The 26,281-nt window shown below is 73.4% G+C and carries 24 protein-coding genes and 1 other RNA gene; 12 read left to right on the forward strand and 13 right to left on the reverse strand.

Annotated features, from left to right (window positions below; all coding sequences use genetic code 11):
* Positions 1-56: 56 nt before the first annotated feature.
* Entirely contained in the window at positions 57-1,517 is a 1,461-nt protein-coding gene (locus ACFRQN_RS06925) for a hypothetical protein (RefSeq protein ID WP_380738802.1), read from the reverse strand.
* 182 nt (positions 1,518-1,699) lie between these two features.
* Positions 1,700-3,061: a type I glutamate--ammonia ligase gene (glnA, locus tag ACFRQN_RS06930; RefSeq protein ID WP_049652796.1), complete on the reverse strand. Its 1,362-nt coding sequence runs from the start codon at positions 3,059-3,061 to the stop codon at positions 1,700-1,702.
* A 174-nt stretch (positions 3,062-3,235) separates the two neighbouring features.
* Between glnA and ACFRQN_RS06935 the strand changes: the two genes are divergently transcribed.
* Positions 3,236-4,990, forward strand: a complete 1,755-nt coding sequence (locus tag ACFRQN_RS06935; RefSeq protein ID WP_380738804.1) for an NAD+ synthase — start codon at positions 3,236-3,238, stop codon at positions 4,988-4,990.
* 33 nt (positions 4,991-5,023) lie between these two features.
* Here the strand turns inward: ACFRQN_RS06935 and ACFRQN_RS06940 are convergent, their stop codons facing one another.
* The 3 genes from ACFRQN_RS06940 to ACFRQN_RS06950 form a co-directional block, all read right to left on the reverse strand.
* Complete coding sequence (locus ACFRQN_RS06940) at positions 5,024-6,079, reverse strand: endonuclease/exonuclease/phosphatase family protein (protein ID WP_075983689.1); 1,056 nt, start codon at positions 6,077-6,079, stop codon at positions 5,024-5,026.
* Positions 6,080-6,372: 293 nt separating this feature from the next.
* Positions 6,373-7,002 (reverse strand): TetR/AcrR family transcriptional regulator, encoded by a 630-nt coding sequence (locus ACFRQN_RS06945; RefSeq protein ID WP_074000856.1) that lies wholly within the window; start codon positions 7,000-7,002, stop codon positions 6,373-6,375.
* A 160-nt stretch (positions 7,003-7,162) separates the two neighbouring features.
* Positions 7,163-8,770 carry an MFS transporter gene (locus tag ACFRQN_RS06950; RefSeq protein ID WP_074000855.1) on the reverse strand — a complete coding sequence of 536 codons (1,608 nt, stop codon included), beginning with the start codon at positions 8,768-8,770 and terminating at the stop codon, positions 7,163-7,165.
* Between the two features lie 322 nt (positions 8,771-9,092).
* On the opposite strand from ACFRQN_RS06950, the gene panB reads away from it, so the two are divergent.
* The 3 genes from panB (at position 9,093) to ACFRQN_RS06965 (ending at position 11,968) form a co-directional block, all read left to right on the forward strand.
* The gene (gene panB, locus ACFRQN_RS06955) at positions 9,093-9,962 is read left to right on the forward strand and encodes a 3-methyl-2-oxobutanoate hydroxymethyltransferase (RefSeq protein ID WP_049652786.1); all 870 of its coding nucleotides are present in this window, start codon (positions 9,093-9,095) and stop codon (positions 9,960-9,962) included.
* A 153-nt stretch (positions 9,963-10,115) separates the two neighbouring features.
* Positions 10,116-11,138, forward strand: coding sequence for an ATP-binding cassette domain-containing protein (locus ACFRQN_RS06960; RefSeq protein ID WP_380738806.1), 1,023 nt, complete (start codon positions 10,116-10,118; stop codon positions 11,136-11,138).
* The gene (locus ACFRQN_RS06965; protein WP_380738808.1) at positions 11,135-11,968 is read left to right on the forward strand and encodes an ABC transporter permease; all 834 of its coding nucleotides are present in this window, start codon (positions 11,135-11,137) and stop codon (positions 11,966-11,968) included. Before ACFRQN_RS06960 ends, ACFRQN_RS06965 begins: the two co-directional genes overlap by 4 nt.
* Positions 11,969-12,168: 200 nt before the next feature.
* Here the strand turns inward: ACFRQN_RS06965 and ACFRQN_RS06970 are convergent, their stop codons facing one another.
* Positions 12,169-15,513: an ATP-binding protein gene (locus ACFRQN_RS06970; protein WP_380738810.1), complete on the reverse strand. Its 3,345-nt coding sequence runs from the start codon at positions 15,511-15,513 to the stop codon at positions 12,169-12,171.
* A 184-nt stretch (positions 15,514-15,697) separates the two neighbouring features.
* On the opposite strand from ACFRQN_RS06970, the gene ACFRQN_RS06975 reads away from it, so the two are divergent.
* A complete protein-coding gene (locus ACFRQN_RS06975; RefSeq protein ID WP_049660242.1) occupies positions 15,698-16,513 on the forward strand; it encodes a site-2 protease family protein in 816 nt (271 codons plus the stop codon).
* A gap of 19 nt (positions 16,514-16,532) precedes the next feature.
* Here the strand turns inward: ACFRQN_RS06975 and ACFRQN_RS06980 are convergent, their stop codons facing one another.
* A complete protein-coding gene (locus ACFRQN_RS06980) occupies positions 16,533-16,721 on the reverse strand; it encodes a hypothetical protein (RefSeq protein WP_380738812.1) in 189 nt (62 codons plus the stop codon).
* Positions 16,722-16,839: 118 nt separating this feature from the next.
* A complete protein-coding gene (gene npdG / locus ACFRQN_RS06985; protein ID WP_049660247.1) occupies positions 16,840-17,532 on the reverse strand; it encodes an NADPH-dependent F420 reductase in 693 nt (230 codons plus the stop codon).
* A gap of 47 nt (positions 17,533-17,579) precedes the next feature.
* On the opposite strand from npdG, the gene ACFRQN_RS06990 reads away from it, so the two are divergent.
* Positions 17,580-18,272: a hypothetical protein gene (locus tag ACFRQN_RS06990; protein ID WP_380738814.1), complete on the forward strand. Its 693-nt coding sequence runs from the start codon at positions 17,580-17,582 to the stop codon at positions 18,270-18,272.
* An 86-nt stretch (positions 18,273-18,358) separates the two neighbouring features.
* Positions 18,359-19,696, forward strand: coding sequence for an MFS transporter (locus ACFRQN_RS06995; protein ID WP_380738816.1), 1,338 nt, complete (start codon positions 18,359-18,361; stop codon positions 19,694-19,696).
* A 29-nt stretch (positions 19,697-19,725) separates the two neighbouring features.
* Here the strand turns inward: ACFRQN_RS06995 and ACFRQN_RS07000 are convergent, their stop codons facing one another.
* The gene (locus ACFRQN_RS07000; protein ID WP_380738818.1) at positions 19,726-19,953 is read right to left on the reverse strand and encodes a hypothetical protein; all 228 of its coding nucleotides are present in this window, start codon (positions 19,951-19,953) and stop codon (positions 19,726-19,728) included.
* 154 nt (positions 19,954-20,107) lie between these two features.
* Here ACFRQN_RS07000 and map point away from each other — a divergent pair, with 154 nt between their 5' ends.
* Entirely contained in the window at positions 20,108-20,953 is an 846-nt protein-coding gene (gene map / locus ACFRQN_RS07005; RefSeq protein ID WP_049659897.1) for a type I methionyl aminopeptidase, read from the forward strand.
* A 42-nt stretch (positions 20,954-20,995) separates the two neighbouring features.
* On the opposite strand, the gene ACFRQN_RS07010 is transcribed toward map, so the two are convergent.
* Positions 20,996-21,691 carry a bifunctional DNA primase/polymerase gene (locus tag ACFRQN_RS07010; protein WP_049659894.1) on the reverse strand — a complete coding sequence of 232 codons (696 nt, stop codon included), beginning with the start codon at positions 21,689-21,691 and terminating at the stop codon, positions 20,996-20,998.
* A 413-nt stretch (positions 21,692-22,104) separates the two neighbouring features.
* On the opposite strand from ACFRQN_RS07010, the gene ACFRQN_RS07015 reads away from it, so the two are divergent.
* Both ACFRQN_RS07015 and ACFRQN_RS07020 read left to right on the forward strand, forming a co-directional pair.
* Positions 22,105-22,323, forward strand: coding sequence for a hypothetical protein (locus ACFRQN_RS07015; RefSeq protein ID WP_053112518.1), 219 nt, complete (start codon positions 22,105-22,107; stop codon positions 22,321-22,323).
* Between the two features lie 62 nt (positions 22,324-22,385).
* Positions 22,386-22,583, forward strand: a complete 198-nt coding sequence (locus ACFRQN_RS07020) for a hypothetical protein (RefSeq protein ID WP_074000847.1) — start codon at positions 22,386-22,388, stop codon at positions 22,581-22,583.
* A gap of 75 nt (positions 22,584-22,658) precedes the next feature.
* On the opposite strand, the gene ACFRQN_RS07025 is transcribed toward ACFRQN_RS07020, so the two are convergent.
* Entirely contained in the window at positions 22,659-23,384 is a 726-nt protein-coding gene (locus tag ACFRQN_RS07025) for a PadR family transcriptional regulator (protein WP_117487491.1), read from the reverse strand.
* Between the two features lie 154 nt (positions 23,385-23,538).
* On the opposite strand from ACFRQN_RS07025, the gene ACFRQN_RS07030 reads away from it, so the two are divergent.
* Positions 23,539-23,937: an ACT domain-containing protein gene (locus ACFRQN_RS07030; protein ID WP_074000845.1), complete on the forward strand. Its 399-nt coding sequence runs from the start codon at positions 23,539-23,541 to the stop codon at positions 23,935-23,937.
* Positions 23,938-24,040: 103 nt separating this feature from the next.
* Positions 24,041-24,298, forward strand: coding sequence for a hypothetical protein (locus ACFRQN_RS07035; RefSeq protein WP_049658025.1), 258 nt, complete (start codon positions 24,041-24,043; stop codon positions 24,296-24,298).
* Positions 24,299-24,319: 21 nt separating this feature from the next.
* Here ACFRQN_RS07035 and rnpB read toward each other — a convergent pair.
* Together rnpB and ACFRQN_RS07045 are read right to left on the reverse strand one after the other, a co-directional pair.
* Positions 24,320-24,717, reverse strand: an RNA gene (gene rnpB, locus ACFRQN_RS07040) — RNase P RNA component class A.
* 13 nt (positions 24,718-24,730) lie between these two features.
* Positions 24,731-26,245 (reverse strand): MFS transporter, encoded by a 1,515-nt coding sequence (locus ACFRQN_RS07045; RefSeq protein ID WP_082346113.1) that lies wholly within the window; start codon positions 26,243-26,245, stop codon positions 24,731-24,733.
* Positions 26,246-26,281: the final 36 nt, after the last annotated feature.

Raw genomic sequence — 26,281 nt, forward strand, 5'->3', positions numbered from 1 at the left:
GTGCGGGTGGTGCGGCAGCGGCGCCGTGGCCGGACGGTGGATCAGCCCTCGGCGGATCAGCCCTCGGTGGAGCCGTCCAGGTTGACGTAGGCGTAGAAGACGCCCAGGTCGTAGCCGTCCTTGTCGGTGTCGAACAGCACCTTGATGTCGGTGTCGCCGTTGCGCAGGAACGGCGAGATGTCCCAACGGTTGGAGTCGTAGCCGAAGTTGTTGCGGTTGTACGGGGTGCGGATGAACTGGTCGGCCGGGGTCAGCTCCTCGATGGTGGAGTTGAACGCGTCGTTGGAGGCGTGGTTGAGGTCCGAGAAGAGCGCCTGCGGGCCGTTGGTGGACTTGATGGCGAGGGTGTCGCCGGTCCACTTGAGGTCGCCGTCGTAGACGACGAAGCCGAGCTTGCCCGCGACCGGGCCGGCGGCGGGGGTCTGCAGCCCGGTGAGGTCGAACTCGCGCGGCGGGCTGTCCGGCAGCTCGACCCGGAAGCCGTCCCACAGGTGGATGTGCCGGTACGGCTTGCAGTCGTTCTCGTACGCGACCACGATCGTCCAGCCGCCCCAGCTGTGCGGCTTCACCACCGAGTCCATGTTGGCGACGGTGTAGGTGCCGTTGCCGGCCTGCCGGACCAGGTCGGTGATGTCGGCGGAGGCCTGGTAGCTGCTCTCCACGTCGGTGGTGATGTAGCCGATCGAGGGCTGGTCGTTGGCGATGTTGCGGTACTGGCCCTCGCCCGGGACCTTCAGGTACACCTCGTCGATCTGGTTCTCCGGCAGCACGACGTCGTCGATGCCGCGGGTGCCGCCCCAGTACAGCCGGGCGTACTTGACCCGGGAGCCGTCGATCAGGCCCAGGTCGGCGGAGCTGGCGGAGTAGATCCCGTCGCCGAGCGGGCCGACCGAGCCCGGGTCGATGTTGATGTACTTCATCTCGTACTTGTTGTTGATCGGCCGGGAGCCGAGGCCCTTGCGGGCGTCCTCGCAGGACGGCTGCTCCGGGTCGAGCGGCGCCTTCGTCTCGTCGCAGGTCATCAGCGAGTTGCTGATCCGGGTGATGGAGCCGTGGAAGTCGCCCTCGAACCGGGTGGTGAACGGCAGCTGGTTCTCGGCGATCGTGGTGGCCCGCTGCTGCGGGCGGTGCGGCTGCGGCGACTGCAGCGCCTGGAACGACTGGAGCGGGTTCTTCGACTGCAACGACTGCAGCAGCTCCAGCGGGTTCTTCGGGTGCAGCGGGAGCTGCGGGAGCTGCGAGCTCTGCGGGCTCTGTGAGTTCTGCGGGCTCTGCGAGCTCTGTGAGCTCTGCGGGGCCTGCGAGTTCTGCGAGCTCTGCGGGGCCTGCGAGTTCTGCGAGTTCTGCGGGTACTGCGCACCCGCGTTCGCACCGGTGCCCGTACCCGAACCGCGGGCGTCGGCGACGGTCGGGACGGCCAGCAGCTGGCCCGCGACGGCGGCCACGGCGGCACCCACGACGCAGGTCCGGCGGACGAGCAGTCGGGTGGCGGCGGCGCGACTGACGGAGGAGGTCATGTGATCCTCTTTCAGGATGAAACGGACATTCAGGCCCCATCGGACCATGACACCCGGTCATACAAGCTTCACATTCCGCCACCGCGACCGGCGATCCGTCGCAGATCCACTCCATAGGACGGCCCGCCGTCGTCCCTTCGGGCGACAGCGGGCCGGAAACGGTTTGAGCGGCCGTCAGCCGCTCACAGCACCTGGAGGTTCTTCCGCAGCTCGAACGGGGTGACCTCGGAGCGGTACTCCTCCCACTCCTTGTGCTTGTTCCTGAGGAAGAAGTCGAAGACGTGCTCGCCGAGGGTCTCGGCGACGAGCTCGCTGCGCTGCATCAGGTCGATGGCCTCGCCGAGGTTCTGCGGCATCGGCTGGATGCCGAGGGCGCGGCGCTCGGAGTCGGTCAGCGCCCACACGTCGTCGTCGGCGCCGGGCGGGAGCTCGTAGCCCTCCTCGATGCCCTTCAGGCCGGCCGCGAGGGTGACGGCGTAGGCGAGGTACGGGTTGCAGCCGGTGTCCAGGGAGCGGACCTCGATCCGGGTGGAGCCCTGCTTGCCCGGCTTGTACATCGGCACCCGGATCAGCGCCGAGCGGTTGTTGTGGCCCCAGCAGATGTACGAGGGCGCCTCGCCGCCGGCCCCGGCGGTGCGCTGGGAGCCGCCCCAGATCCGCTTGTAGGAGTTCACCCACTGGTTGGTGACGGCGGCCGTCTCGGCGGCGTGCTTCAGCAGACCGGCGATGAAGGACCGGCCGACCTTGGAGAGCTGGTACTCGGCGCCGGACTCGTGGAAGGCGTTGCGGTCGCCCTCGAACAGCGAGACGTGGGTGTGCATGCCGCTGCCGGGGTGCTCGGAGAACGGCTTGGGCATGAAGCTCGCGTGCACGCCCTGCTCCAGCGCGACCTCCTTCATGACCAGCCGGAAGGTCATGATGTTGTCGGCGGTGGAGAGCGCGTCGGCGTAGCGCAGGTCGATCTCCTGCTGGCCGGGGGCGCCCTCGTGGTGCGAGAACTCGACCGAGATGCCCATCGACTCCAGCATGGTGATCGCCTGGCGGCGGAAGTCGTGGCCCACCCCGCGCGGGGTGTGGTCGAAGTAGCCGGACTGGTCGGCGGGGATCGGCGGGGTGCCGTCGCCGGGCAGGTTCTTCAGCAGGAAGAACTCGATCTCCGGGTGTGTGTAGAAGGTGAAGCCCTGCTCGGAGGCCTTCTCCAGGGTGCGCTTGAGCACGAACCGGGGGTCGGCGAAGGAGGGCGAGCCGTCCGGCATCAGGATGTCGCAGAACATCCGGGCGGTGCCCGGGGTCTCCGAGCGCCACGGCAGGATCTGGAAGGTGGTCGGATCCGGCTTGGCGATCATGTCGGACTCGTACACCCGGGCGAACCCCTCGATCGCCGAGCCGTCGAACCCGATGCCCTCCTCGAAGGCCTGCTCCAGCTCGGCCGGCGCCACCGCGACCGACTTCAGGAAGCCGAGCACGTCGGTGAACCACAGCCGGACGAACCGGATGTCACGCTCTTCGAGCGTCCGAAGCACGAACTGCTGCTGCTTGCCCATGGGGACAGTCTCACCTCTGCTCTTTACGCTCGTGTTACGCCCCGGAGGCCGTGGAAAGACCTCGTAAAGCGGTTGCCCCCATCATGGCCGATCCCCGCCCGGCCCGGCAGTGCCGACCCCCGCCGCCGGCTCCCGCCCAGGACATCGCGTCAGTTAGACGATTACACTCGGGGCATGCCCAATCTCCGTCTCGCCCTGTGCCAGACCGACCCCTGGGTCGGCGACCTCGCCCGCAACGGCGACGAGGTGGTGCGCCGGACCAAGCAGGCCGCGGAGGCCGGCGCGCAGCTGGTCGCCTTCCCCGAGATGGCCCTCACCGGGTACCCGGTGGAGGACCTCGCCCTGCGCCACTCCTTCGTCGAGGCCTCCCGCGCCGCGCTGGTCGCCCTAGCCGCCCGGCTGGCGGCGGAGGGGCTGGGCGGGGTCCCGGTGGTGGTCGGCTACCTCGGGCGCTCCGAGCACGCCTCGCCGCGCTTCAACCGCCCGGCCGGCTCCCCGCAGAACTGCGCCGCCGTGCTGCACCGGGGCGAGGTGGTGACCCGCTTCGCCAAGCACCACCTGCCCAACTACGGCGTGTTCGACGAGTTCCGCTGGTTCGTCCCGGGCGACCAGCTGCCGGTGCTGCGGCTGCACGGGGTGGACGTCGCGCTGGCGATCTGCGAGGACATCTGGCAGGACGGCGGCCGGGTCACCGCCGCCCGCGAGGCCGGCGCCGGGCTGCTCCTGGTGGTCAACGGCTCCCCGTACGAGCGGAACAAGGACGACCAGCGGCTGGAGCTGGTGCGGCGCCGGGCCGCCGAGGCGGGCTGCGCCCTGGCGTACGTCAACATGGTCGGCGGCCAGGACGAGCTGGTCTTCGACGGCGACTCGATCGTGGTCGGCGCGGACGGTGAAGTCCTGGCCCGCGCCCCGCAGTTCGAGGAGCACCTGCTGGTGCTGGACCTCGACCTGCCGGCCGCCGCCGGCGACGACACCGACGGCCTGCTGCTCAGCGACGGGCTGCACCTGGTCCGTACCGAGCTGGGCGGCGAGCCGCAGGCCGCGCCCGCCGGACCGCTCACCGCCGGGGTGGCGCCGCGGCTGTCCGACGAGGCCGAGATCTGGGCCGCGCTGGTCTCCGGCACCCGGGCGTACGTGGCCAAGAACGGCTTCGACTCCGTGCTGATCGGCCTGTCCGGCGGCATCGACTCGGCACTGGTGGCCGCGATCGCGGTGGACGCCGTCGGCGCGCCGAACGTGCACTGCGTCTCGATGCCCAGCCGCTACTCCTCCCAGCACTCCCGGGACGACGCGGCCGAGCTGGCCCGCCGGACCGGGCTGCGCTTCCGGACCGTCTCCATCGCCCCGATGTTCGACGCCTACCTGGGCGCCGTCGAGCTGACCGGCCTGGCCGAGGAGAACCTCCAGTCCCGGCTGCGCGGCACCCTGCTGATGGCGATCTCCAACCAGGAGGGGCACCTGGTGCTCGCGCCCGGCAACAAGAGCGAGCTGGCGGTCGGCTACTCGACCCTGTACGGCGACTCGGTGGGCGCCTACGGGCCCGTCAAGGACGTCTACAAGTCGCTGGTCTTCCGGCTGGCGCGCTGGCGCAACGAGGAGGCCGGGCGGCGCGGCGAGGTGCCGCCGATCCCGGAGCACACCATCACCAAGCCGCCGTCCGCCGAGCTGCGGCCGGACCAGGTGGACACCGACTCGCTGCCCGACTACGACCTGCTGGACAGCCTGCTGACCCGCTACATCGAGGGCGACGAGGGCCGGGACGCGATCGTGGCGGCCGGCTTCGACCCGGCCCTGGTGGACCGGGTGGTCCGGCTGGTCGACACCGCCGAGTACAAGCGGCGCCAGTACCCGCCGGGCCCGAAGATCTCGGCCAAGAACTTCGGCCGGGACCGCCGCCTGCCGATCACCAACCGCTGGCGGCGCGGCTGATCCTCATGCGGCCGGTCCCCACGCCGCCGGCCCTCAGGAGGAGTAGCGGTACGTGGCGGCCACCGGGAGGTGGTCGCTGCCGTCCCGGGGCAGGGTGCGGGAGTCCACCGGCTTCAGCCCGCCCTTGCTCATGATCTGGTCGATCCGGGCCATCGGGAAGGCGGCCGGCCAGCTGAAGCCGAAGCCGTCCCCGGCGGCGCCCTGGGCCGAGCGCATCTGCGAGGTGACCGGCGCCAAGCTGCGGTCGTTCATGGTGCCGTTGAGGTCGCCGAGCAGCAGGACCTTCTTCAGCGGCTCGGCCTGGATCGCGTCGCCGAGCGCCTGCGCGCTGACGTCCCGCTGATTGACGGTGAAGCCGCCCTCGGCCTTCAGCCGCACCGAGGGCAGGTGCGCGACGTACACCGCGACCGGGCCCTGCGGGGTGGTGACCTCGGCCCGGAAGGCCCTGGTCCAGCCGATCTTCAGGTCCACCGGGGTGACGTCGCCGATCGGGTACTTCGACCAGAGCCCGACGGTGCCCTCCACGGTGTGGTGCGGGTAGGCGGCGGCGAGCCCGGTCTCGTACGAGCGCAGCTGCTTGCCGGCCAGCTCCTGCAGGGCGACGATCTGGGCGCCGGAGTCCACCAGGGTGCGGACGGTGCCCGGCACGTCGGTGTTGGCGGCGGCGACGTTGTGGCTGACCACCGTCCAGTCGCCCTTGCCGCCGCTCTTGTCGCTCAGCAGGCCGCCGAACAGGTTGGCCCAGAGCACGACGGGCAGCAGCAGGGCGATCAGCGCGGTGGCGGAGCGGCGCAGCAGCGCGGGCACCAGCAGCACCGGGACGGCCAGGCCCAGCCAGGGCAGGAAGGTCTCCAGCAGGCTGCCGAGGTTGCCGGCGCTGTTGGGGACCTCGGCGTGCAGGGCGATCAGCGCGGCGGTGAGCACGGCCAGCGCGGCGACCACCAGGCCGCGCCGCCAGGTGGTGCTGCCGCGGGCGTCCCGGCCCCAGTGGCGCAGCCCGAGGAAGCCGCCTCGACGCGACGCGGGGGCCGGGCCGTCGGCGCCGCCCCCTGGGGCCGCGATCCGTTCGGTCCTGTCCGCCTGCGCCATGAAGTGGCTCCCGTTCGCTCGTGCCGCCGCCGTTCCGGTACCCGGACCGTCGAAGGTGCGGGCACGACCGGACCGGTGCCGGTTTGATCGGATACCCGGCTCAGCCTATGCCGGGACAGACGTCGGGCCCGCTGAGCGGGTTCCGGCGTGGCCCGGTTTGGTGAGCGAGGCCACGTCCGGTTCGGTGGGCGAAGCCGCGTCCGGTTCGGTGGGCGAGGCCGCGTCCGGTTCGGTGGGCGAAGCCGCGTCCGGTTCGGTGGGCGAGGCCGCGTCCGGGGCGCCGTCCGGCCGGGTCAGCGGGGTGCGAGGCCTTCGAGCATGGAGTCGACCAGCTTGCGGGCCAGGTCGGGGTCCTCCAGGTCGGAGTCGTCCCACAGGATGCTGCGGTAGAGGATCGGCCCCATCAGCAGGTCGTTGAGCAGTTCCAGGTCGAGGTCGTCGCGGATCACGCCCTCGGCGACGGCCCGGCGGATCAGGCCGAGCCCGACCTCCCGGCGGGGCTTGATCACCCGGTCCCGGTAGGCGGTGTACAGCTCGGGCAGGGTCTGCATCTGGCCGAGGGCGGCCTTGAGCACCCAGCGGGTGCGCTTGGCCAGGCCGCGCCGGCGGACGTGGTCCACCAGGGCGATCAGGTCGGCCCGGGCGCCGGCGCCGGTGGGCTCCGGCAGCGGCTCCTCCAGTCGGCTGACCACGTCGACCAGCAGGGCCTCCTTGTTGGGCCAGCGCCGGTAGATGGTGGCCTTGCCGACGCCGGCGGCGGCGGCGATGCCCTCGATGGTGAGCTCGGACAGCGCGGTGCCGCCGGCCATCAGGTCCTCGACGGCCCCGAAGATGGCCTGCTCGGCGGCCTCGCTGCGGGGCCGGCCACGGCGTACCTCCGCGCAGTGCTGCCCGGTGCCGGCGGTCGGCGTGTCCGTCTTCATCCCCGCTGTCTCTCCCTCGTCCTCCCCGGTCGCCCTGGCGCCGTGGGGTGTCCTCCGGTGGGCCCTCGGCAGGGGGCCTGCCGGGACCGAGGCCCCGCCACCCGGGCGTACCCGGGTGACAGGGCCATTGTCACTCAGTCGCGGTACGGCCGGCCGCCGGTCAGGCGTCCGCGGCCGCGGACTCCCGCTCCTGGCCGCGCTGCTCGGGGGCCGGCCCGGCCGGTCCCGCGGGGGCGGCCGAGCGGCCCGGCAGCAGGAACCAGGCGACGACGGCGCCGATCACCGAGACGCCCACCGAGAGCGAGGCGACCACGTGCATGGCGTGGATGAAGGAGTCGTTCGCCGGGGCGATCAGCGCCTCGCCGCCGGGGATGCGGCCGGCGATGGCCAGGGTGGCCTCCAGCGACTCGCCGGCCTTGTCGCGCAGTCCCTCGGGCAGGTGGGTCAGGGTGTCGGCCATCCCGTCGCGGTAGACGGTGGAGAGCACCGCGCCGAGCACGGCGACCCCGAGCGAGCCGCCGACCTGGCGGAAGGTGTTGTTGACGGCCGAGCCGGCGCCGGCCTTCTCGCGGGGCAGCGAGGCCATGATCGCGACGGTGACCGGCGGCATGACGTGCGCCATGCCGGCGCCCATCACCAGGCCGAGCAGGACCAGCACCCAGATCGGGGTGGTGGCGGTCAGCACGACGTAGCCGACGAAGCCGAGCGCGACCAGCAGCATGCCGCCGGCGGCGGTGGCGGCGACGCCGAGGCGGTCGACCACCAGCCGGGCCCGCGGCGCGAACACCAGCTGGGCGGCGGCCAGCGGCAGCATCAGCACACCGGCCTGGAGGGCGCTGTAGCCGCGCACGCTCTGGATGTAGAAGACGCCGAAGAAGGAGACGCCCATCAGCGCGAAGAAGATCACGCCGACGACCACCACGGAGGCGCTGAACACCCGGTTGCGGAACCAGGTGACGTCCAGCGCGGGGAACGCGGTGCGGCGCTCGTACCAGACGAAGGCGACCAGCGCGACGACGCCGACCAGGGTCGGCACCCAGGCCCCGGCCGCGGTGAAGTCGGCCAGCTCGCCGCCCTTGATGATGCCGTAGATCAGCGCGACCAGGCCGATGATCGACAACAGCACGCCGATCGGGTCCATCCGGCCCGGGTTGGGGTCCTTGGACTCGGGGACCAGGATCACCATCGCTATCACCGCGACGACCACGATCGGGACGTTGACCAGGAAGACCGAGCCCCACCAGAAGTGCTCGATCAGCAGGCCGCCGGTGATCGGGCCGATGGCGATGGCCAGGCCGACCGCGCCGGCCCAGATCCCGATCGCCTTGGGCTGCTCGGAGCGCTCGAAGACGTTCATGATGATCGCCAGTGTGGCGGGCATCGCGAGCGCGCCGCCGACGCCCATCAGGGCGCGGTAGCCGATGAGTTCACCGGGCGAGGCGGCCAGCGCGGACAGCAGCGAGGCGATCCCGAAGACCACCATGCCGGCCAGCAGCGCGCGCTTGCGGCCGAACCGGTCGCCGAGCAGGCCGGAGGTGAACAGCAGCCCGGCGAAGACCAGGGTGTAGGAGTTGATCGACCATTCCAGGTCGCTCTGGGTGGCCCCGAGGCCGACCGGCGCGGGGGTCGCGATGGTCTTCATCGCGACGTTGAGGATCGAGTTGTCGAGCACGACGACGAGCAGGGCGAGCAGCAGGGTGCCGAGGATCGCCCAGCGCCGACGGTGGATGGCTTCCGGCACGCGGGGTGGCGCGGCTGCGGTGGTCATGGGTGTTCCCGTCCGTGGTGGTGTGGCACTGGCGGGCAATTCCGAGCCGAATGCGTCTCGTAACCCCCTGCACCAGACTAGCGGCCGATACGATACGAGACGAACCCGTTTCGTAAAGAGCAGGCAAATTCGGGGGCCTCCCGCGCACCCCGGCGCGGGGCGCCCGCGCACCCGGTGCGGCGCGGATCGCGCCCGGTGTGGCGTGGATCGCACCGGGACGAACGCACCCCTCTTTGCGCCGGAGCCGGGGCGTGCAAGCATGGAGGTGATCCGGGGACGCCGTACGGCGCCACGAGACGACAACCCTTCAGGAGTCCGTTCGATGAACGCTTCTACGCCTTCGCCTGCCCAGAACCAGGCGTCGACCACCACCCTCTACGGCGGGGTCACCAACCGCCGGGTCACCGTCCGCGACCTCGCCGCCGCCAAGCAGCGCGGCGAGAAGTGGTCGATGCTGACCGCCTACGACGCCCTCACCGCGGGCGTGTTCGACGAGGCCGGCATCCCGGTGCTGCTGGTCGGCGACTCGGCGGGCAACTGCCACCTCGGCTACGAGACCACCGTCCCGGTGACCATGGATCAGATGGTGATGCTCTCCGCCGCCGTCGTCCGCGGCACCAAGCGGTCCATGATCGTCGCCGACCTGCCGTTCGGCTCCTACCAGGAGTCCCCCGCCCAGGCCATGCACAACGCGGCCCGGCTGATGAAGGAGGCCGGGGTCGGCGCGGTCAAGCTGGAGGGCGGGGAGCGCAGCGCCCGCTCGATCGAGCTGCTGGTCGAGGCCGGCGTCCCGGTGATGGCCCACATCGGCCTCACCCCGCAGTCCGTGCACGCCCTCGGCGGCTACCCGGTCCAGGGCCGCGGCGACGAGGCGGCCCACCAGCTGCTCCGCGACGCCAAGGCCGTCCAGCAGTCCGGCGCCTTCGCGGTCGTGCTGGAGGCCGTCCCGGCCGAGCTGGCCGCCCAGGTCACCGAGCAGCTGGCGATCCCGACCGTCGGCATCGGCGGCGGCCCGGACACCGACGCCCAGGTGCTGGTCTGGACCGACATGGCCGGCATGACGGCCGGCCGGGTGCCCAAGTTCGTCAAGCAGTACGCCGACCTGCGCACCGTCCTCGGCGACGCCGCCCGCGCCTACGCCCAGGACGTCCGCACCGGCGCCTTCCCCGCGGCCGAGCACAGCTTCACGTAAGGACCGCCGCCGACGGCCCCGCTCCCCCGCCGGGAGCGGGGCCGCCGCCGTTCCCGGCCCCGCGGCGGCCGCTGACAGCGGCGTGACAGCGAACCGACAGCGCACCGCCCCGGCCGACAGGGAGCTGACAGCCGGGGCGGACAGCCTGGGGGCATGACACGAATCGCGACAGCCCCGAACGACCGGGGAACCACTTCCGGGAACGCCGTGGAGGTGCGGGGCATCGTCAAGCACTACGGCGAGACGAAGGCCCTCGACGGGGTCGACCTGACCGTCCGGGAGGGCACCGTGCTCGCCCTGCTCGGCCCCAACGGCGCGGGCAAGACCACCCTGGTGCGCGTCCTCTCCACCCTGATCAAGCCGGACGCCGGCACCGCGTACGTCGGCGGCTACGACGTGCTGCGCCAGCCCAAGCAGCTGCGCCGCACGATCGGCCTCACCGGCCAGTACGCCTCCGTGGACGAGCTGCTCTCCGGGTACGAGAACCTCTACCTCATCGGCCGGCTGCTGGACCTCCCGCGCCGGGAGGCCAGGGCCCGGGCCGCCGAGCTGCTGGAGCGCTTCTCGCTCACCGAGGCCGCCAAGCGGACCGCCAAGACCTACTCCGGCGGCATGCGCCGCCGCCTCGACCTGGCCGCCAGCATGATGGGCCGCCCCCGGGTGCTCTACCTGGACGAGCCCACCACCGGCCTGGACCCGCGCACCCGCAACGAGGTCTGGGACGAGGTGCAGCGGATGGTCGCCGAGGGCAGCACCGTGCTGCTGACCACCCAGTACATGGAGGAGGCGGAGCAGCTCGCGAACGAGCTGACCGTCATCGACCGCGGCCGGGTGATCGCCAACGGCGCCGTCTCCGAGCTCAAGGCCAAGGTCGGCGGCCAGACCCTCCAGGTCCGCCCGGCCCACCCGGCCGAGCTGCCCGAGATGGCCCGCTGCCTGCACGAGAGCGGCGTCCTCAACGCCACCGTCTCCACCGACACCGGGCTGCTCGCGGTGCCGATCACCGGCGAGGAGCAGCTGACCGCGGTGATCGGCGTGCTCGGCAGCCGCGGCTTCGCCATCGCCGGCATCGACACCAAGGTGCCCAGCCTGGACGAGGTCTTCCTCGCCATCACCGGCAAGCCCGCGTCCGCCGCCGTGCCCGCCCCCAGCCTCGCCAAGGAGCCCGTCGCATGACCACCGCCACGCTCGCCCCCTCCCGGGCCCGGGACACCCGGCCCCCGGCGGAGGACTCCCGGATCGGCCTGACCGGCACCCTGCGCCACGTCGGCGCGCTGACCCGGCGCAACCTGATGCGGATCAAGGCCGATCCGGAGTCGATGTTCGACGCCGTGCTGATGCCCGTCATCTTCACCGTGCTGTTCGTCTACGTCTTCGGCGGCGCGATGGCCGGCGACCAGGACACCTACAAGCAGTACCTGATCCCCGGCCTGCTCGGGCAGACCGGCCTCACCCTCGCGATGGCCGTCGGCACCGGCCTCAACAGCGACTTCCAGAGCGGCGTGATGGACCGCTTCCGCACGCTGCCGATCGGCCGGGCCTCCGTCCTGCTGTCCAAGATCGTCGCCGAGACCCTCCGCGGGCTGCTCTCCTTCGCGATCCTGATCGGCTTCGCGATGTGCATCGGCTTCGAGGTGAAGACCGGACCGCTGGAGGTGCTGGCCACGATCGGCCTGGCCCTGCTGTTCGGCATGTCGATCGTCTGGATCTCGATGCTGCTGGGCATGGCCCTGCGCAGCGCCCAGGCCGTCCAGGGCGTGGCCATGCTGGTCCTGATGCCGATGCAGTTCGGCAGCTCGATCTTCGCCCGGACCGACACCATGCCGGGCTGGCTGCAGTCCTTCACCAAGGTCAACCCGCTCTCGGCGCTGGCCGACGCCTCCCGCTCCCTGCTCAACGGCACGGGTCCGGTGGCCCACCCGGTGATGATCGTGCTGATCTGGTCGGCCGCCGTGACCGCCGTCTTCGCCCCGCTGGCGGTCGCCCGGTTCCGCAAGCGGACCTGACCCCCATGACCACCGTCGGCTCCCCCGGCCCTCGCCGGGGAAGGCCGCCGGGCAGGACGGCCGGCCGCCCCGGACAGGCGCCGGCCGCCGTACGGGCCCGTGCGGCCGGTGACCAGGGGACGGGCACCGGCCGTACGGGCACCGACCGCCCGGGCACCGGCTGTACGGGATCCGACCGCCCGGGCCCGACCGCGCCGTGGCTAGCCGAGCAGCCCCTCCAGCAGCTCGAAGACCTGCTCCTGGGTCATCCCGACCCCGCCGGCCCGGGCCTCCTCGTACCCCGCGTCCCCCAGCGACTCCCGCAGGGCCGCCTCCGAACGCGCCCGCTCGACCCGGTCCAGGTAGCCGCCCTTCGGGCCGTTCAGCCCGCCGTGGGCGCCGGCCAGCACGGCCGCCGCCCGGGCCCGCCCGAGGTCCCCGTCGCGCTGGGCGAAGCTGCCCAGCACCGCCGTCACCGCGGGCACCACCATGACCGTCATGTGCTCGGCGAAGCCGCTCGCGGCCGTCACCGCCCGCAGCTGCCGCCAGCCGGCGCGCAGCAGGTCGAGCCCCGCCTCCGGGTCCCCGGCCCGGGCGGTGATCCAGCCGCGGGCGCTCATCAGCATCCCGGTCACCAGGCTCGGCGCGAAGCCGCCGACCCGGACTATGTCCAGCTCGTCCAGCTCGGCCAGCGCCTGCGCGAACTCGCCGCGGTGGGCGTGGATGCCGCAGAGCGTCAGGTGGCCGAACATCAGCGCCCCGGTGGTGGCCTGGTTGAGGCCCGGGGTGTCGATGGAGGCCAGCGCCTCGCGGACGACCCGCTCGCCGTGCTCCATGTCCTGCTCCAGCAGGGCGGTGCCCAGGTTCACCCGCAGGATCGGCACCTCCTGCGGCGCCCCCAGCTCCTCGATCAGCTCGATCGCCCGCGCGTACGCCTCGGCGGCGGCCGCGGCCTCGCCCCGGTTGGCCAGCGACTCGCCGTGCGCGGACAGCGCCTGGGAGATCCCCCAGAGGTCGCCCGACTGCTCGTACAGCTCCAGCGAGCGGGCGCCGTCCTCGATGCTCTGCTCGGCGCCGCTCGGCCAGTCGTTCATCATCCTGGCCCGGACCTGCAGGATGAACGCCAGGTCGCTCGGCCCGCCGTACTGCTCGCAGCCCTGGACGGCGTCGTCCATCAGGTCCTTCATCATGTCCAGGCGGCCGGCCAGGAAGGCGCCGAACACCCGCATCAGCGCCGGGAAGCGGTAGGACTGCGGCAGGTCCGGGGTGTAGGCGTCCATCAGCCGCTGGGCGACCTCGATCGCCTCCGGGTCCCCGAGGACGTCCAGGTTGCCCTCGAACAGCCCGATCAGCCGGAACATCGCGAGCAGCCGGCGGGCCTCCTCGACCACCGCCGTCGGCAGCGGCAGGTCGTACGCCAGCACGCCGTGCTCCAGCGGCACCGCCCGCGGGGCGTCCGGGCCGAACGGGTCCGGGCCGAGCGCGGCGATCGCGGTGTACCAGGTGCGCGCCTCCATGCTGTAGCCGCGCAGCGACCAGTACCAGCTCATGCCGATGGCGAGGAGCAGCGCCTGCTCCTCGTCCCGCAGGTCGATCGCGCGGCGCAGCGCCGTCCGGATGTTGTCCTGCTCGCGCTCCAGCACCGTCAGCCAGTGCAGCTGCCGGGGGCCGTGGATCTCCGCGTCGGCGGCGGCGAGCAGGGTGCGGAAGTGCGCCAGGTGGCGGGCCTCGGTGGCGGCGCGCTCGGCGGCGGACCCGGCGAGGCGCTCGGTCGCGTACTCGTGGATGGTCTCCAGCATCCGGTAGCGCGGCAGGCTGGCCCCGTCCAGGTCGGCCACCAGCAGGGACTTGTCGACCAGCGACAGCAGCAGGTCGGCGACCTCGCCGGGGGCCACCTCGACGCCGTCGGCGCAGACCGCCTCGGCGTCCTCCAGCTGCCAGCCGCCCGCGAACACCGAGAGCCGGCGCAGCACCGCCCGCTCCCGCTTGCCCAGCAGGTCCCAGCTCCAGTCGACCACCGCGCGCAGCGTCTGCTGGCGCGGCAGCAGGGTGCGGCTGCCCGCGGTGAGCAGCGCGAACCGGCCGTCCAGCCGGTCGGCTATCTGGCGCGCCGTCATCACCCGCAGCCGGGCCGCGGCCAGTTCGATGGCCAGCGGCAGCCCGTCCAGCCGGCGGCAGATCTCGGCGCAGGCCTCCGGGTCGCCCTGCGGGTCGAAGCCGGGACGGGCGGCGGCGGCGCGCTCGACGAACAGCCGCAGCGCGACCGGGTCGGGCAGCGGCTCGACCGGCAGCACCGTCTCCCCGGGCACGCCCAGCGGCTCGCGGCTGGTGGCGAGCACCGTCAGCCCGGGGCACTCGGCGAGCAGGACGTCGGCGAGGTCGGCGGCGGCCTGGATCAGGTGCTCGCAGTTGTCCAGGACGAGCAGCATCCGGCGGTGGCCGCAGTGCTCGACCAGCCGGCGCACCGGGTCCTCGGCCCGCTTCTCGATCACCTCGGCGACCATGCTGGTGCTGTGCAGCACGATCTCGCGCAGGCCGAGCGCGGAGACCACGGCGGCGGGCACCGCGTCCGGGCTCTCCAGCGGGGCGAGTTCGGCCACCCAGACGCCGCCCGGCCAGCCCCCGGCGGCCTGTTCGGCGCGCCCGGCCTCGGTCGAGAGGCTGGTCTTGCCGGAGCCGCCGGGGCCGGTCAGCGTCACCAGCCGACGGTCCGTCAGCATCCCGCGCAGCGCGGCGAGATCGTCCTCGCGGCCGACGAAGCTGGTCAGCCGGCCGCGCAGGTTGCCGACGGTGCGCGGGAGTTGGGGAGCGGCCGCGGCGGGCGCGGGCGCGGCGTGGACCGGCTCCGGCGCCTCCGGGGCGAGCAACTCGGCGTACAGGGACTGGAGTCCGCGGCCCGGGTCGGCGCCGAGCTCCTCGGCCAGGGCCCGCCTGGTCCGCTCGTAGTGGCGCAGCGCCTCGGCCGTCCGTCCGCTCTCGTGCAGCGCCCGGATCAGCAGCAGCTGCAACGACTCGTCCAGCGGCTGCCGTTCGCACAGCTCGGCCAGCTCGGCGACCAGGTCGGCGGCGCGGCCGAGGCCGAGGTCGGCGGTGATCCGGTGGCGGCGGGCCTCCTCGCGCTGGGCCTCCAGCCGGACGGCCGGGCCGGTGCGGTCCGGCAGGTCGGCCAGCGCGGGGCCGCGCCACAGCGCCAGGGCGGCGCCCAGCCGCTCGGCGGCGAGCGCGTGGTCCCCGGTGTCCAGGGCGCGGCGGCCCTCGCCGGTCAGCCGCTGGAAGTCGGCGAGGTCGGTGGCCGGACCGGTCAGCCAGTACCCGGCCGGGCCGGAGCCGACCTCGTCCCGGCCGATGGTGCGGCGCAGCCGGCCGACCAGGGTCTGGAGCGCGGCGGAGGAGTCCTGGGGCGGCTCGGCCTCCCACACCTCGTCCACCAGCAGGTCGGCCGGCACCGGCCGGCCCTGCCGGAGGGCCAGGGCCGCGAGCAGGGCCCGTAGCCGGGCGCCGCCGATCGGTACCGGGGTGCCGTCGTCGTGGTGGGCCGTCGTGGTTCCGAGGATGCCGTAGTGCACCGGACCATTCTGGTCGATCGGCGGGGGAAGGGCCGCACAATTGTGCAGGGCCCGGCGCCCCGGCGGAACCGACCCCGGGCCCTCGGACGTTCACCGGAGGCGGCTTGTCCGGCCACCGGCCCGCCCGGCATGATCGGTCCCTGCCGGTCCTTCCCGTTCCCTCTGCCCACGGAGCACCCACACCATGACCTTCGCCGCCACGCCGCGCTCCCGCAGCGAGGACCGCCGGATCAGCCCGGTGTTCTGGGTGCTCCTCGCCGTCCTCGGCACCTCCGGCTGGGCGGTGTACCAGGGCTACGGCAACGCCTCGTTCGGGGTGTTCCTGTTCGTGGTCGCCGGCTGGATGGTCTCGCTCTGCCTGCACGAGTACGCCCACGCGCGCACCGCGCTGCACGGCGGCGACATCTCCGTCGGCGCCAAGGGCTACCTCACGCTCAACCCGCTGAAGTACGCCAACGTGCTGCTCAGCTTCGTGCTGCCGATCGTCTTCGTGATCCTCGGCGGCATCGGCCTGCCCGGCGGCTCGGTCTGGATCGAGCGGCACCGCATCCAGGGCCGGCTCAAGCACAGCCTGATCTCGGCGGCCGGCCCGCTGGTCAACCTGCTCATCGCGGCGGCGCTGCTGGTCCCGATCGGCGCGGGCTGGCTGGACGACCCGACCGTGCACGCGTTCTGGGAGGGCCACGAGCTGATCATCTCGCCGTTCTCCGGCGCGCTGGGCTTCCTCGGCTTCCTCCAGCTGAGCGCGGCGGTGCTGAACCTGCTGCCGGTGCCCGGGCTGGACGGCTACGGCATCGTCGAGCCCTGGCTGTCGTACCAGACCCGGCGCGCGATCGAGCCGTTCGCGCCGTACGGGATGCTCGCGGTGTTCGCGCTGCTGTGGCAGCCCCAGGTGAACGAGTTCTTCTTCGGGATCGTCCACGGCCTGATGAACCTGTTCGGCGTGGACCAGGACTACGCGACGCTCGGCCGGTACCTGTTCAGCTTCTGGAAGAACTAGCCCTGCTCGGCGGCCGGCGCTACTCGGCGGCGGCCGCGGTCGCGGCGGCGATCCTGGCCCGGCGGCGGTCCATCCACAGCACGTTGCTGGCCACGCCGGCCAGCGGCAGCCAGATCAGGCCCAGCCAGAAGCCCTGGACCAGCGAGACCACCAGGGCCACGAGCGCGAGGATGACGGCGGCCAGGGCGAAGCGGGACGTGCGAGGCATGGCGGAGGGCTCCTAGAACGGGTGCGGGCGGCCGGGTCACGGCCGCCACCCATTGTCGCCGACCTCACCTCCGGACCGGGTCCAGGGGTGAGGTCGACACGCCTCTGCCCGGATCCGCTCAGACGTCGGTGATCCGCAGGCCCGCGTGGGCCTTGTACCGGCGGTTGACCGAGATCAGGTTGGCGACCAGCGCCTCGACCTGGTGGGCGTTGCGCAGCCGGCCCGCGAAGATGCCGCGCATCCCGGGGATGCGGGCGGCCAGGCCCCGGACGACGTCGGTGGCCTCCCGGTCGTCGCCGAGCACCATGACGTCGGTGTCGATGCTCTCCACCGACTCGTCCTGCAGCAGCACCGCCGAGAGGTGGTGGAACGCGGCGGTGACCCGGGAGTCCGGCAGCAGCGCGGCGGCCTGCTCGGCGGCGCTGCCCTCCTCCGGCTTCAGCGCGTACGCGCCCTGCTTGTCGAAGCCCAGCGGGTTGACGCAGTCGACGACGATCTTGCCCGCGAGCTCCTCCCGCAGCGCGGTCAGGGTGGCGGCGTGGCCGTCCCACGGGACCGCGATGATCACCACGTCGCTCTCCCGGGCGACGGTGGCGTTGTCGGCGCCGCGCACGCCGAGGCCCAGCGCGGCCGCCGAGGCCTCGGCCCGGGCGGCGTCGCGGGAGCCGATGATCACCTGCTGGCCGGCCTTGGCCAGCCGCAGGGCGAGTCCTCGCCCCTGGTCGCCGGTGCCACCGAGGACACCGACCACCAGCTGGGAGACGTCCGGGACCTCGTGGGCCGGGTTTGTCGCTGAATCGAGGGAAGTCATGGGCCGATCCTGCCAAATCCCCGGCCCGGCGGGACATCCTGGCCCGCATGGACGCGGTGAGAGTTTCGGCACTCCGGGAACGGCTGACGGGAACGGGCTGGCTGGAGGAGGTCGGCGGCTTCGCCGGCGCGCTGCGCCGCTCCGTGGAACGCCGCAGCGCGAGCGGGCTGCTGCTGGTCGGCACCGAGGCGTACGAACCCTGGCACCTGGCCGCCCACCTGGACGACGAGGCCGCCTGGTCGGACGTCCCCCGGCTGGCGCCCACCCTGCTGCGGCACAGCCCGCCGGCCGACGCCCCGGCCCACCTGACCCACGACCTGCGGCGGCTCACCGAGGCCGGGCGCGGTGACACCGTGCTGGTGGTGGTCCCCCGGGCGGCCGGCGCCGCGCTGCTGGAGCGGGTGCACGACGCCCGGCGGCGCGGCGCGACCGTGCTCGCGCTGGACGGGGGCTCCGCTGACGCCGACGGGCCGGACGGGCGCGCCGCACCCGGCGGGCCCGGTGCGTCCGGCGGGCCCGGTGCGGCCGGCGGCCGTGGCGAACCCCACGGCCTCGACGAACTCCGCCGGCTCGCGCACGAGCGGCTGACCGTCGGCACCGCCGCCGAGGGGCCGTTCGACCTCGCCCAGCACCTGGTCAGCCTCGCCGCCGGGCAGCGGACCGGCCGCCGCTCCGTCCGGGACCGGCTCGCCGACCTCGCCGGGCGGCTGGCCTCGGGGCCCGCGATCACCCGCTGGTGACCCTGTTCACCACCCGGCCGAAAAGTTCACGCCCCGGTCGAAAACCCTTTGCGGAAGCGGTGGCCGCCACCCGAGGATGACGGTTCGTGAACGTCGACGAACCCCCGCATCCCCCCGTGCCCGGGCGCGCCCGGAGGCTGCTGCACTCGCTGACGCCCGACCTGTCCCCCTGGCGCGCCTCGCGCGACTTCCGCTACCTGTGGACCTCCGGCTGCGTCACCAGTTTCGGCGGCTTCCTGACCCTCGTCGCCGTGCCGATGCAGATCAAGGAACTCACCGGTTCCTCCTTCGCGGTCGGCCTGATCGGCGCCGTCGAACTGGTGCCGCTGATCGTCTTCGGCCTGTGGGGCGGCGCCCTCGCCGACGCCCTGGACCGCCGGAAGCTGGTGCTGCGGGCGGAGGTCGCGCTCGGCCTGCTGGCCGGGCTGCTGCTGGTCAACGCCCTGCTGCCGCACCCGCTGCTCTGGCCGATCTACCTGGTCGCCGCGCTGGTCGCGGCCGCCGACGGCATCCAGCGCCCGGCACTGGACTCGCTCCTCCCCCGGCTCGTCCCGCACCAGCACCTGACCGCCGCGTTCGCCCTCAGATCGCTGTACCACAACGCCGCTTCGGTGGCCGGCCCGGCGCTGGCCGGTGTCGTGGTGGCCTTCGCCGGGGTGCAGACCGCGTACGCGCTGGACGTCCTCTCCTTCGCCCTCTCGCTGCTGCTGCTCATCCGGATCAAGGCGGTGCCGCCGCCCACCGGCGCCGAACGGCCGTCCGTCCGGGCGGTGCTCACCGGGGTCCGCTACGCGTGGAGCCGCAAGGACCTGCTCGGCACCTACGCGATCGACGTCTGCGCCATGCTGTTCGCCTACCCGGTGGCCGTCTTCCCGTTCCTGGCCTCGGAGTTGGGGGCGGACTGGGCGCTCGGCCCGATGTACGCGGCCTCCGCCCTCGGCGCCCTGCTGGTCGGCGCGACCAGCGGCTGGACCTCCCGCGTCCACCGGCACGGGCGGCTGCTGGTGGTCGCCGCCGTCGGCTGGGGCGCGGCGATGGCGCTCGCCGGGCTCACCGCGCACATCGGGCTGGTGCTGCTCGGCCTGGCGCTGGCCGGCGGCGCCGACGAGATCAGCGGGCTCGCCCGCTCGACCATGTGGAACCAGTCCATCCCCGACGAGCTGCGCGGCCGGATGGCCGGCGTGGAACTGCTCAGCTACTCCGTCGGCCCGCAGCTCGGCCAGGTCCGGGCCGGCACCATGGCCGGGCTGGTCGGCGTGCGCGCCGCCGTCTGGGCGGGTGGTGCCGCCTGCGTCGTCGCCGTGCTCGCGGTCGCCGCCGCCCTCCCGAAGCTGCTCGCCTACGACGACCGCACCGACCCGCACGCCGCGGCCGTGCGGGCCGAACACGAACGCGCCGCACGGGAGGCCGCGCCGACCGCCTGACCGGGGTCGGGATCGGGGTCCCGCCGTGGTTACTCGGCCTCGTCCTTGGGCCGGTCGCTCCAGCGCGGGTCGTTCCGCCACTCGCGGTTGCGCTCGTCCGCGATCCGCAGGGCCTGAGCGGCCTCCTCCGGGCTGTCGTACGGGCCCAGGCGGTCCTTCGCCGGGCACTCCGGGCCCTCTTCGACCTTGTTGTGCTTGATGCAGTAGAACCACTCGCCGGGTTTGCCGGTCGGCTTGCGGTTGAATCCGAGGGGCATGGCGCTCTCCCGTTCAGAAGGCCAGAAGGATGGGTCGGTACCGATCATTCCCCGCCCCGGGCCCGGCCGCACACCACCCGGGGTCGGCCGCACACCACCCGGGGTCGGCCGCACACCACCCGGGGCCGCGGAGCCCGACGACTAGACTCGCGGCATGGCTCTCGTACCCGGCATCCAGTCCCCCACCCGCAAGGTCCCGGCGCACATCGCGCGCCCCGAGTACGTCGGCAAGCCCGCGCCGACGCCGTACACCGGGCCCGAGGTGCAGACCGCCGAGACGATCGAGAAGATGCGGATCGCGAGCGGGATCGCCGCCCGGGCGATGGCGGAGGCGGCCAAGCTGATCGCCCCCGGCGTCACCACCGACGCGCTGGACGCCGTCGCCCACGCCTACATGTGCGACCACGGCGCCTACCCGTCCGACCTCGGCTACCGGGGCTTCCCCAAGTCCGTCTGCACCTCGATCAACGAGGTGATCTGCCACGGCATCCCGGACTCGACCGTGCTCCAGGACGGCGACATCGTCAACATCGACGCCACCGCCTACATCCACGGGGTGCACGGCGACCTCAACGCCACCTACCTGGTCGGCGACGTGGACGAGGAGTCCCGGCTGCTGGTCGAGCGCACCCGGGAATCCCTCGACCGGGCGATCAAGGCGGTCAAGCCGGGTCGTCAGATCAACGTCATCGGGCGGGTCATCGAGTCCTACGCCAAGCGCTTCGGCTACGGCGTGGTGCGGGACTTCACCGGACACGGCATCAACACGTCGTTCCACTCCGGCCTGATCATCCCGCACTACGACAGCGAGCGGGCCACCGAGGTGATCAAGCCGGGCATGACCTTCACCATCGAGCCGATGCTGACCCTGGGCACCTACGACTACGAGATCTGGCCGGACGGCTGGACGGTCGTCACCAAGGACCGCAAGCGCACCGCCCAGTTCGAGCACACCCTGGTGGTCACGCCGACCGGCGCGGAGGTCCTCACCCTGCCGTGACCGGCGTCTCCCCGCCGTGACCAGCGTCGCCCGGTGGGCGCCCTAGCCGATCAGCCACTGCTCCTCGGCGACGGCGCCCACCTCGGTACAGGCGTCGGTGAGCACGTCCAGGACGCGCAGCGGGTCCGGCAGCGGCTGCTCGGGCCCGCGCAGCCACCGCACGTGGGAGCCGTCCGGCAGCGCGGCCGGCGGCAGCAGGGTGTACGAGCCGCGGCAGTGCCAGCGCAGGCCGGGGTGCTCGGACATGGTGTCCGGGGTGGAGTCGAGCGCGCTCGGCCACCACTCGTCCTCGTCCTGCGGGGTGCCGCGGGTGGCGGTGAAGAAGAGGTAGCGGTCCTCGCCGACGGCGGCGACGGGGCCCTCGACGCCCAGCGCCGTCAGCCGCTCCAGCGCCAGCCGTCCGGCCTCCGCCGGGACGTCCAGCACGTCGTGCACCCGGCCGGTGGCGGTGATGAAGTTCGCCTCCGGATCGCGGGAGAGCCAGCGGGAGAGCTGCTCCGGGTCGGTGGTGGCCTGGGTCTGCCAGGCGAAGGAGACCGGGTGCTGCGCCGGGGCCGGACAGGCCACCCGGTCACAGGAGCACCGGTAGCCGGCCGGGTGGGCGGCGGGCGCGAGCGGGAATCCGGCGCGGACCGCGCCGAGCAGCTGATCGAGGTCGGCGGCCGGCCCGTCCGGGCCCCCCGCCCGCTGACGATCACGCTTCTGCCACCAGGTCGTCCACCTGCTGCCGGCTTCCATCGGGCCCCTTCCGCGCAACTGCCGTGCCTGGTGCGACACAGCGTTCGACGTACCACTCCGACGCAACGCACGGCGCCCCCGTCTGCTTCCCGGGGTGCTCGGCCCTGACGTCGGCGCCCTGCCGGCCGCGGCCCGGGGTCACCGGACGGCCGACGCCCGGGTCACGGTACGCAGTCGCGGCAGCACGCTGTCCGCGCCAAATCGGCCGGAGGGCGCGCGGATTCGCGCCTCGCCCGGCCCGTACGGGCCCGCTGACCCGGGTGGACCCCGAGGGCGTAACAGGAAGGATAAGGGTGCGGAGGGCCTCCGGATGACCGGGGGCGGTGCCTCTCCGGTCACACTCCCGGCGACGGCCGCGGGTGCGGCCCACGGGTGCGCCCCGGGCTCGTCCGCGGAGGTGAGACCCTGGAGGGATGAAGAGCGCGGACACCGCATTCGTCGGCGGCCCCCTGGACGGGAAGATCCTCCCCATCCCGCTGGGGCCGATGCTCGGCGTGCCCAAGAAGTACAAGGTCCCGGTCCCCGCGCACGGCGGGACTCCCGCGCGCACACTGGTGTACGTCCGGAGCAAGCAGGTTCGGGGCCTGAGCTGGTTCTGGCGCTACGAGTACGACGAGGCGGCCTCCGGCTGACGGCCGCCCCCTCCCTCCGCGGTCCCCCCGGAGGTCGGCCGCAGTCTCCCCCGGAGGTCGGCATGGCGAGGACGGTACGGCACCCGCGGGACCGCTCCCGGGCGGTCCGGCACCACAACCGGGAGGTCGCCGGCGTCACCGGGGTGCTGCTCCTGGCGGTGTGCCTCTACAGCGTGGTCATCGAGCCGAACCCCTGGCTCTGGTTCGGCTGGGCGGTGCTGCTGCTGGTGTGCGTGGCCCTGTTCACGGTCCGGCCGTGAGGCCCTCCCCCCGGCCGCCCGGACCGCTCGGGCCACCCGGGCAGCAGCACCGCCCGTCCCGCTCCCCCCGGTCGGTCAGTCATCCTCGGCGAGGATGAGGTACAGCTTCTTGCGGGCCTCGGTCAGCACCGTCAGGCCCTTGGCGCGCTGCGCCTCGGTGCCCGTGGCCATGACCTGGCGGATCGCCTGGTCGACGGCGGCGAGCGCCTGGCCGACCTCCTGGACGGCCTCCCAGTCGACCTCCCGGCCGGCCTCCGCCCACGGCTCGGCCGGCCCGGCGTCGGCCTCGGCCCGGCCTGCCTCGGTGAGCGAGACCAGCCGCTTGCCGCCGACCTCCTCCGCGGTGATCAGGCCCTCCTCCTCCAGCAGCTGGAGGTTGGGGTAGATCGACCCCGGGCTGGGCCGCCAGGCCCCGCCGGTCCGCTCGGCGATCTCGGCGATCATCTCGTAGCCGTGCATCGGCCGCTCCTTGAGCAGCGCCAGCAGCGAGGCCCGGACGTCACCGCGCCGGGCCCGCCCGCCGCGCCGCCCGTGCGGGCCACCGCGCCGGCCGCCGTGCCCGCCGAAGCCGTGCCCGTACGGGCCGCCCATCGGCCGGCCGGGACCGCCGCCACCGAACGGCGGGCCGAACCCGCCGAACGCCTCCCGGCCCTCGAAGCCCTCCCCGGGCATCCCCCGGAACTCCGGCCCCGGGCCCGGCCCGCGGCGCCGACCGCCGCCGCCGAGGCCACCGGGGCCGCCACCGTCACCGCCGCGCGGGCCCTCCCAGCGGAATCGCCTTCCTTGACGTTCTGAGCGCATCGCGCCCACCTCCTCGAATCTCTGAGGTTCAACGAGGCAGTCGAGTCACTGTCTCGATAGTTCGACGATATATCGGTGACTGTCGCTCGTCAACGGATTCCGACACGCCCACGGAGCACCGCGCAGCCCCCGCCCAGCCGCTACGGTGGCGGGCATGGCCGCAGAACGAGACCTCGCGACGCTGCTGCGCGGCATGAGCCCGCAGCTCAACCCCGGGCGGTACGTCTACTGCACGCTCCCCGCCCGGGTGCCCGCCGGCATGCGGCCGGTGGTGACCGTCGCCGAACCCGAGGGGGTCACGATGGTGATCGCCCAGGAGGAGGCGGACGCGCTCGGGCTGCGCTACGAGTACGTGGCGGCCTGGATCACCCTGCGGATCCACTCGGCGCTGGAGGCCGTCGGACTGACCGCCGCCGTGTCCGGCCGGCTCGCCGAGGAGGGCATCAGCTGCAACGTGGTGGCCGGCTTCCACCACGACCACCTGTTCGTCGCCGCCGCCGACGCCGACCGCGCCGTCCGCGCCCTGGAGGACCTCGCCGCCGGCTCCGCCTGAGCCCCCGCCCGCCCCCTCCGGGTGGCCGCCGCCGACCGGGCCTTCGACACTGGGAGACGAGCCGCCCCGCCGGGGTCGGCCCCACCGGAAGGAGACGGCCGCCATGGCCATCTGCGTCACCTGCGGCAACGACTACTGGCTGGCCTTCGAGATCAGGACGGTCACCGGCGACACCTACACCTTCGACAGCTTCGAGTGCGCGATGGAGAAGCTCGCCCCACGCTGCGAACAGTGCGACGTCCGCATCGTCGGCCACGGCGTCGAAGTCGCCGGCATGTTCTTCTGCTGCGCCAACTGCGCCCGCGTCAACGGCGGCCTCGGCGACCAGATCCGCGACGCGGTCGGCGCCCGCCCCGCCTGACCGGCGGGCGGGAAAAGGGGGCGGAAGAGTCGGCCTGTACGCCGGGTTCTGTCTCCCGGGTTGCTTGCGCGGCCCGGGGAGGCGGCCATCCATCTAGGGCTGCCGTTGCCGACAGCCTCGTGCGGTCCACCCGCGGACTCGGGCGAGCAGCCTTCAATCGTCCGCGCACGGCGCCCGAGGGCGCCGATCTTGACCTTGCTCCAGGTGGGGTTTACCTAGCCGGCCGGGTCACCCCGGTCGCTGGTGGTCTCTTACACCACCGTTTCACCCTTACCCACCACGAAAAGCGGTGGGCGGTCTGTTTTCTGTGGCACTGTCCCGCGGGTCACCCCGGGTGGGCGTTACCCACCACCCTGCTCTGTGGAGCCCGGACGTTCCTCGGCGGGTCTGGGACCCGTCGCGACCGCCCGGCCGGCTCTTCCGCCGTAGTGGTCATCGTAGCCGCTCGGGCGGCGCCTCCCGTACACCGGACCGGACGGCCGGCGCCTCGGCGCCGAGGCGGGCGGCCACCCGGGCCGCCGTCGCGCTCGCCCGGGCGGTGGTGGTGGCCAGGCCGAGGGCGAGGACGGCGCCGCCGAGGCCGACCAGGATCCACCAGCCGGCGTGGCTGGCCGGGGCGAAACCGGTCGCGACCGGTCCGACCACGGCCGCGGTGACGACCGTACCGATCACCGCCACGCCCAGCGACTGGCCGACCTGACGGCTGGTCGAGGCGACCGCCGCCGCCACGCCCGCCTGGGCCCGCGGCATCCCCGCGACGGCGGCGTTGGTGATCGGCGCGTTCACCATGCCGAAGCCGAAGCCGAACAGCGCGTACGCGACCAGCAGCAGGGCCGGCGGGGAGTCGGCGGCGAGCCGGGTGAGCAGCAGCCCGCTCGCGGCGAGGCCGATCCCGGCCGCGACCAGCGGCAGGCGCGGGCCCCGGCCGGCGACGATCCGTCCGGACAGCGGCGCGCAGACCAGCATCATCCCGGCCATCGGCAGCGTCCACAGGCCGGCCTCGACCGGGCTGTAGTGCCGGACGTCCTGGAGGTAGAGGGTGCTGAGGAAGAGGAAGCCGCCGAGCGCGGCGAACGCGCAGACCGCGGTGACGGCGGCGCCGGTGAACGGCACGCTGGCGAAGAACCGGGGGTCCACCAGCGGCTCGGCCACCCGCCGCTCCCAGAGCGGGAAGGCGACCAGCGCGGCCAGCGCGGTCGCGGCCAGGGTGAGGATCAGCGGGGAGGTCCAGCCGTTGGCCGGGCCCTCGATGATCGCGGCGGTGCCGCAGCCGAGCAGCACGATCATCAGCAGCTGCCCCACCGGGTCCAGCCGGCGCGGCCGGGGGGCGCGGGACTCCGGGACGTAGCGGGCGGTCAGCGCGATGGCGGCGAGCGCCACCGGGACGTTGATCAGGAAGATCGACGGCCAGCCCGCGCCGTCCACCAGGAAGCCGCCGAGCAGCGGGCCGAGCGCCATCGAGATGCCGACCACGCCGCCCCAGACGCCGATCGCCCGGGCCCGCTCCTTCGGGTCGGTGAAGGTGTTGGTGATGATCGACATCGCCACCGGGTTGAGCATCGAGCCGCCCACCGCCTGGAGCGCCCGGAACGCCACCAGCCAGCCCAGGCTCGGCGCCTGGCTGCACAGCAGCGAGCCGAGCGCGAAGCAGACCAGGCCGGTCTGGAACACCCGGCGGCGGCCGAAGCGGTCGGCCACCGAGCCGAACAGCATCAGCAGCGAGGCCAGCACCAGGGTGTAGGCGTCGATGATCCACTGCAGCCCGGACGCCGGGGCGTCCAGGTCCCGCTGGATCACCGGCAGGGCGATGTTCACCACGGTGTTGTCGAGGCCGACGATGAACAGGCTCAGGCAGCAGATCGCCAGGACGAGCAGACGGCGGCGGCGCCCGAGCGCGGGCCCGGGGGCGGGCGCGGCTGCGGCGGCGCGGGGCTGGGGGGCGGGCACGGGACCGATCCTCCCACCGCGGGGCGGGCCTGGGCG

The sequence above is a fragment of the Kitasatospora sp. NPDC056800 genome (assembly GCF_042789775.1).
Taxonomy (GTDB): Bacteria; Actinomycetota; Actinomycetes; order Streptomycetales; family Streptomycetaceae; genus Kitasatospora.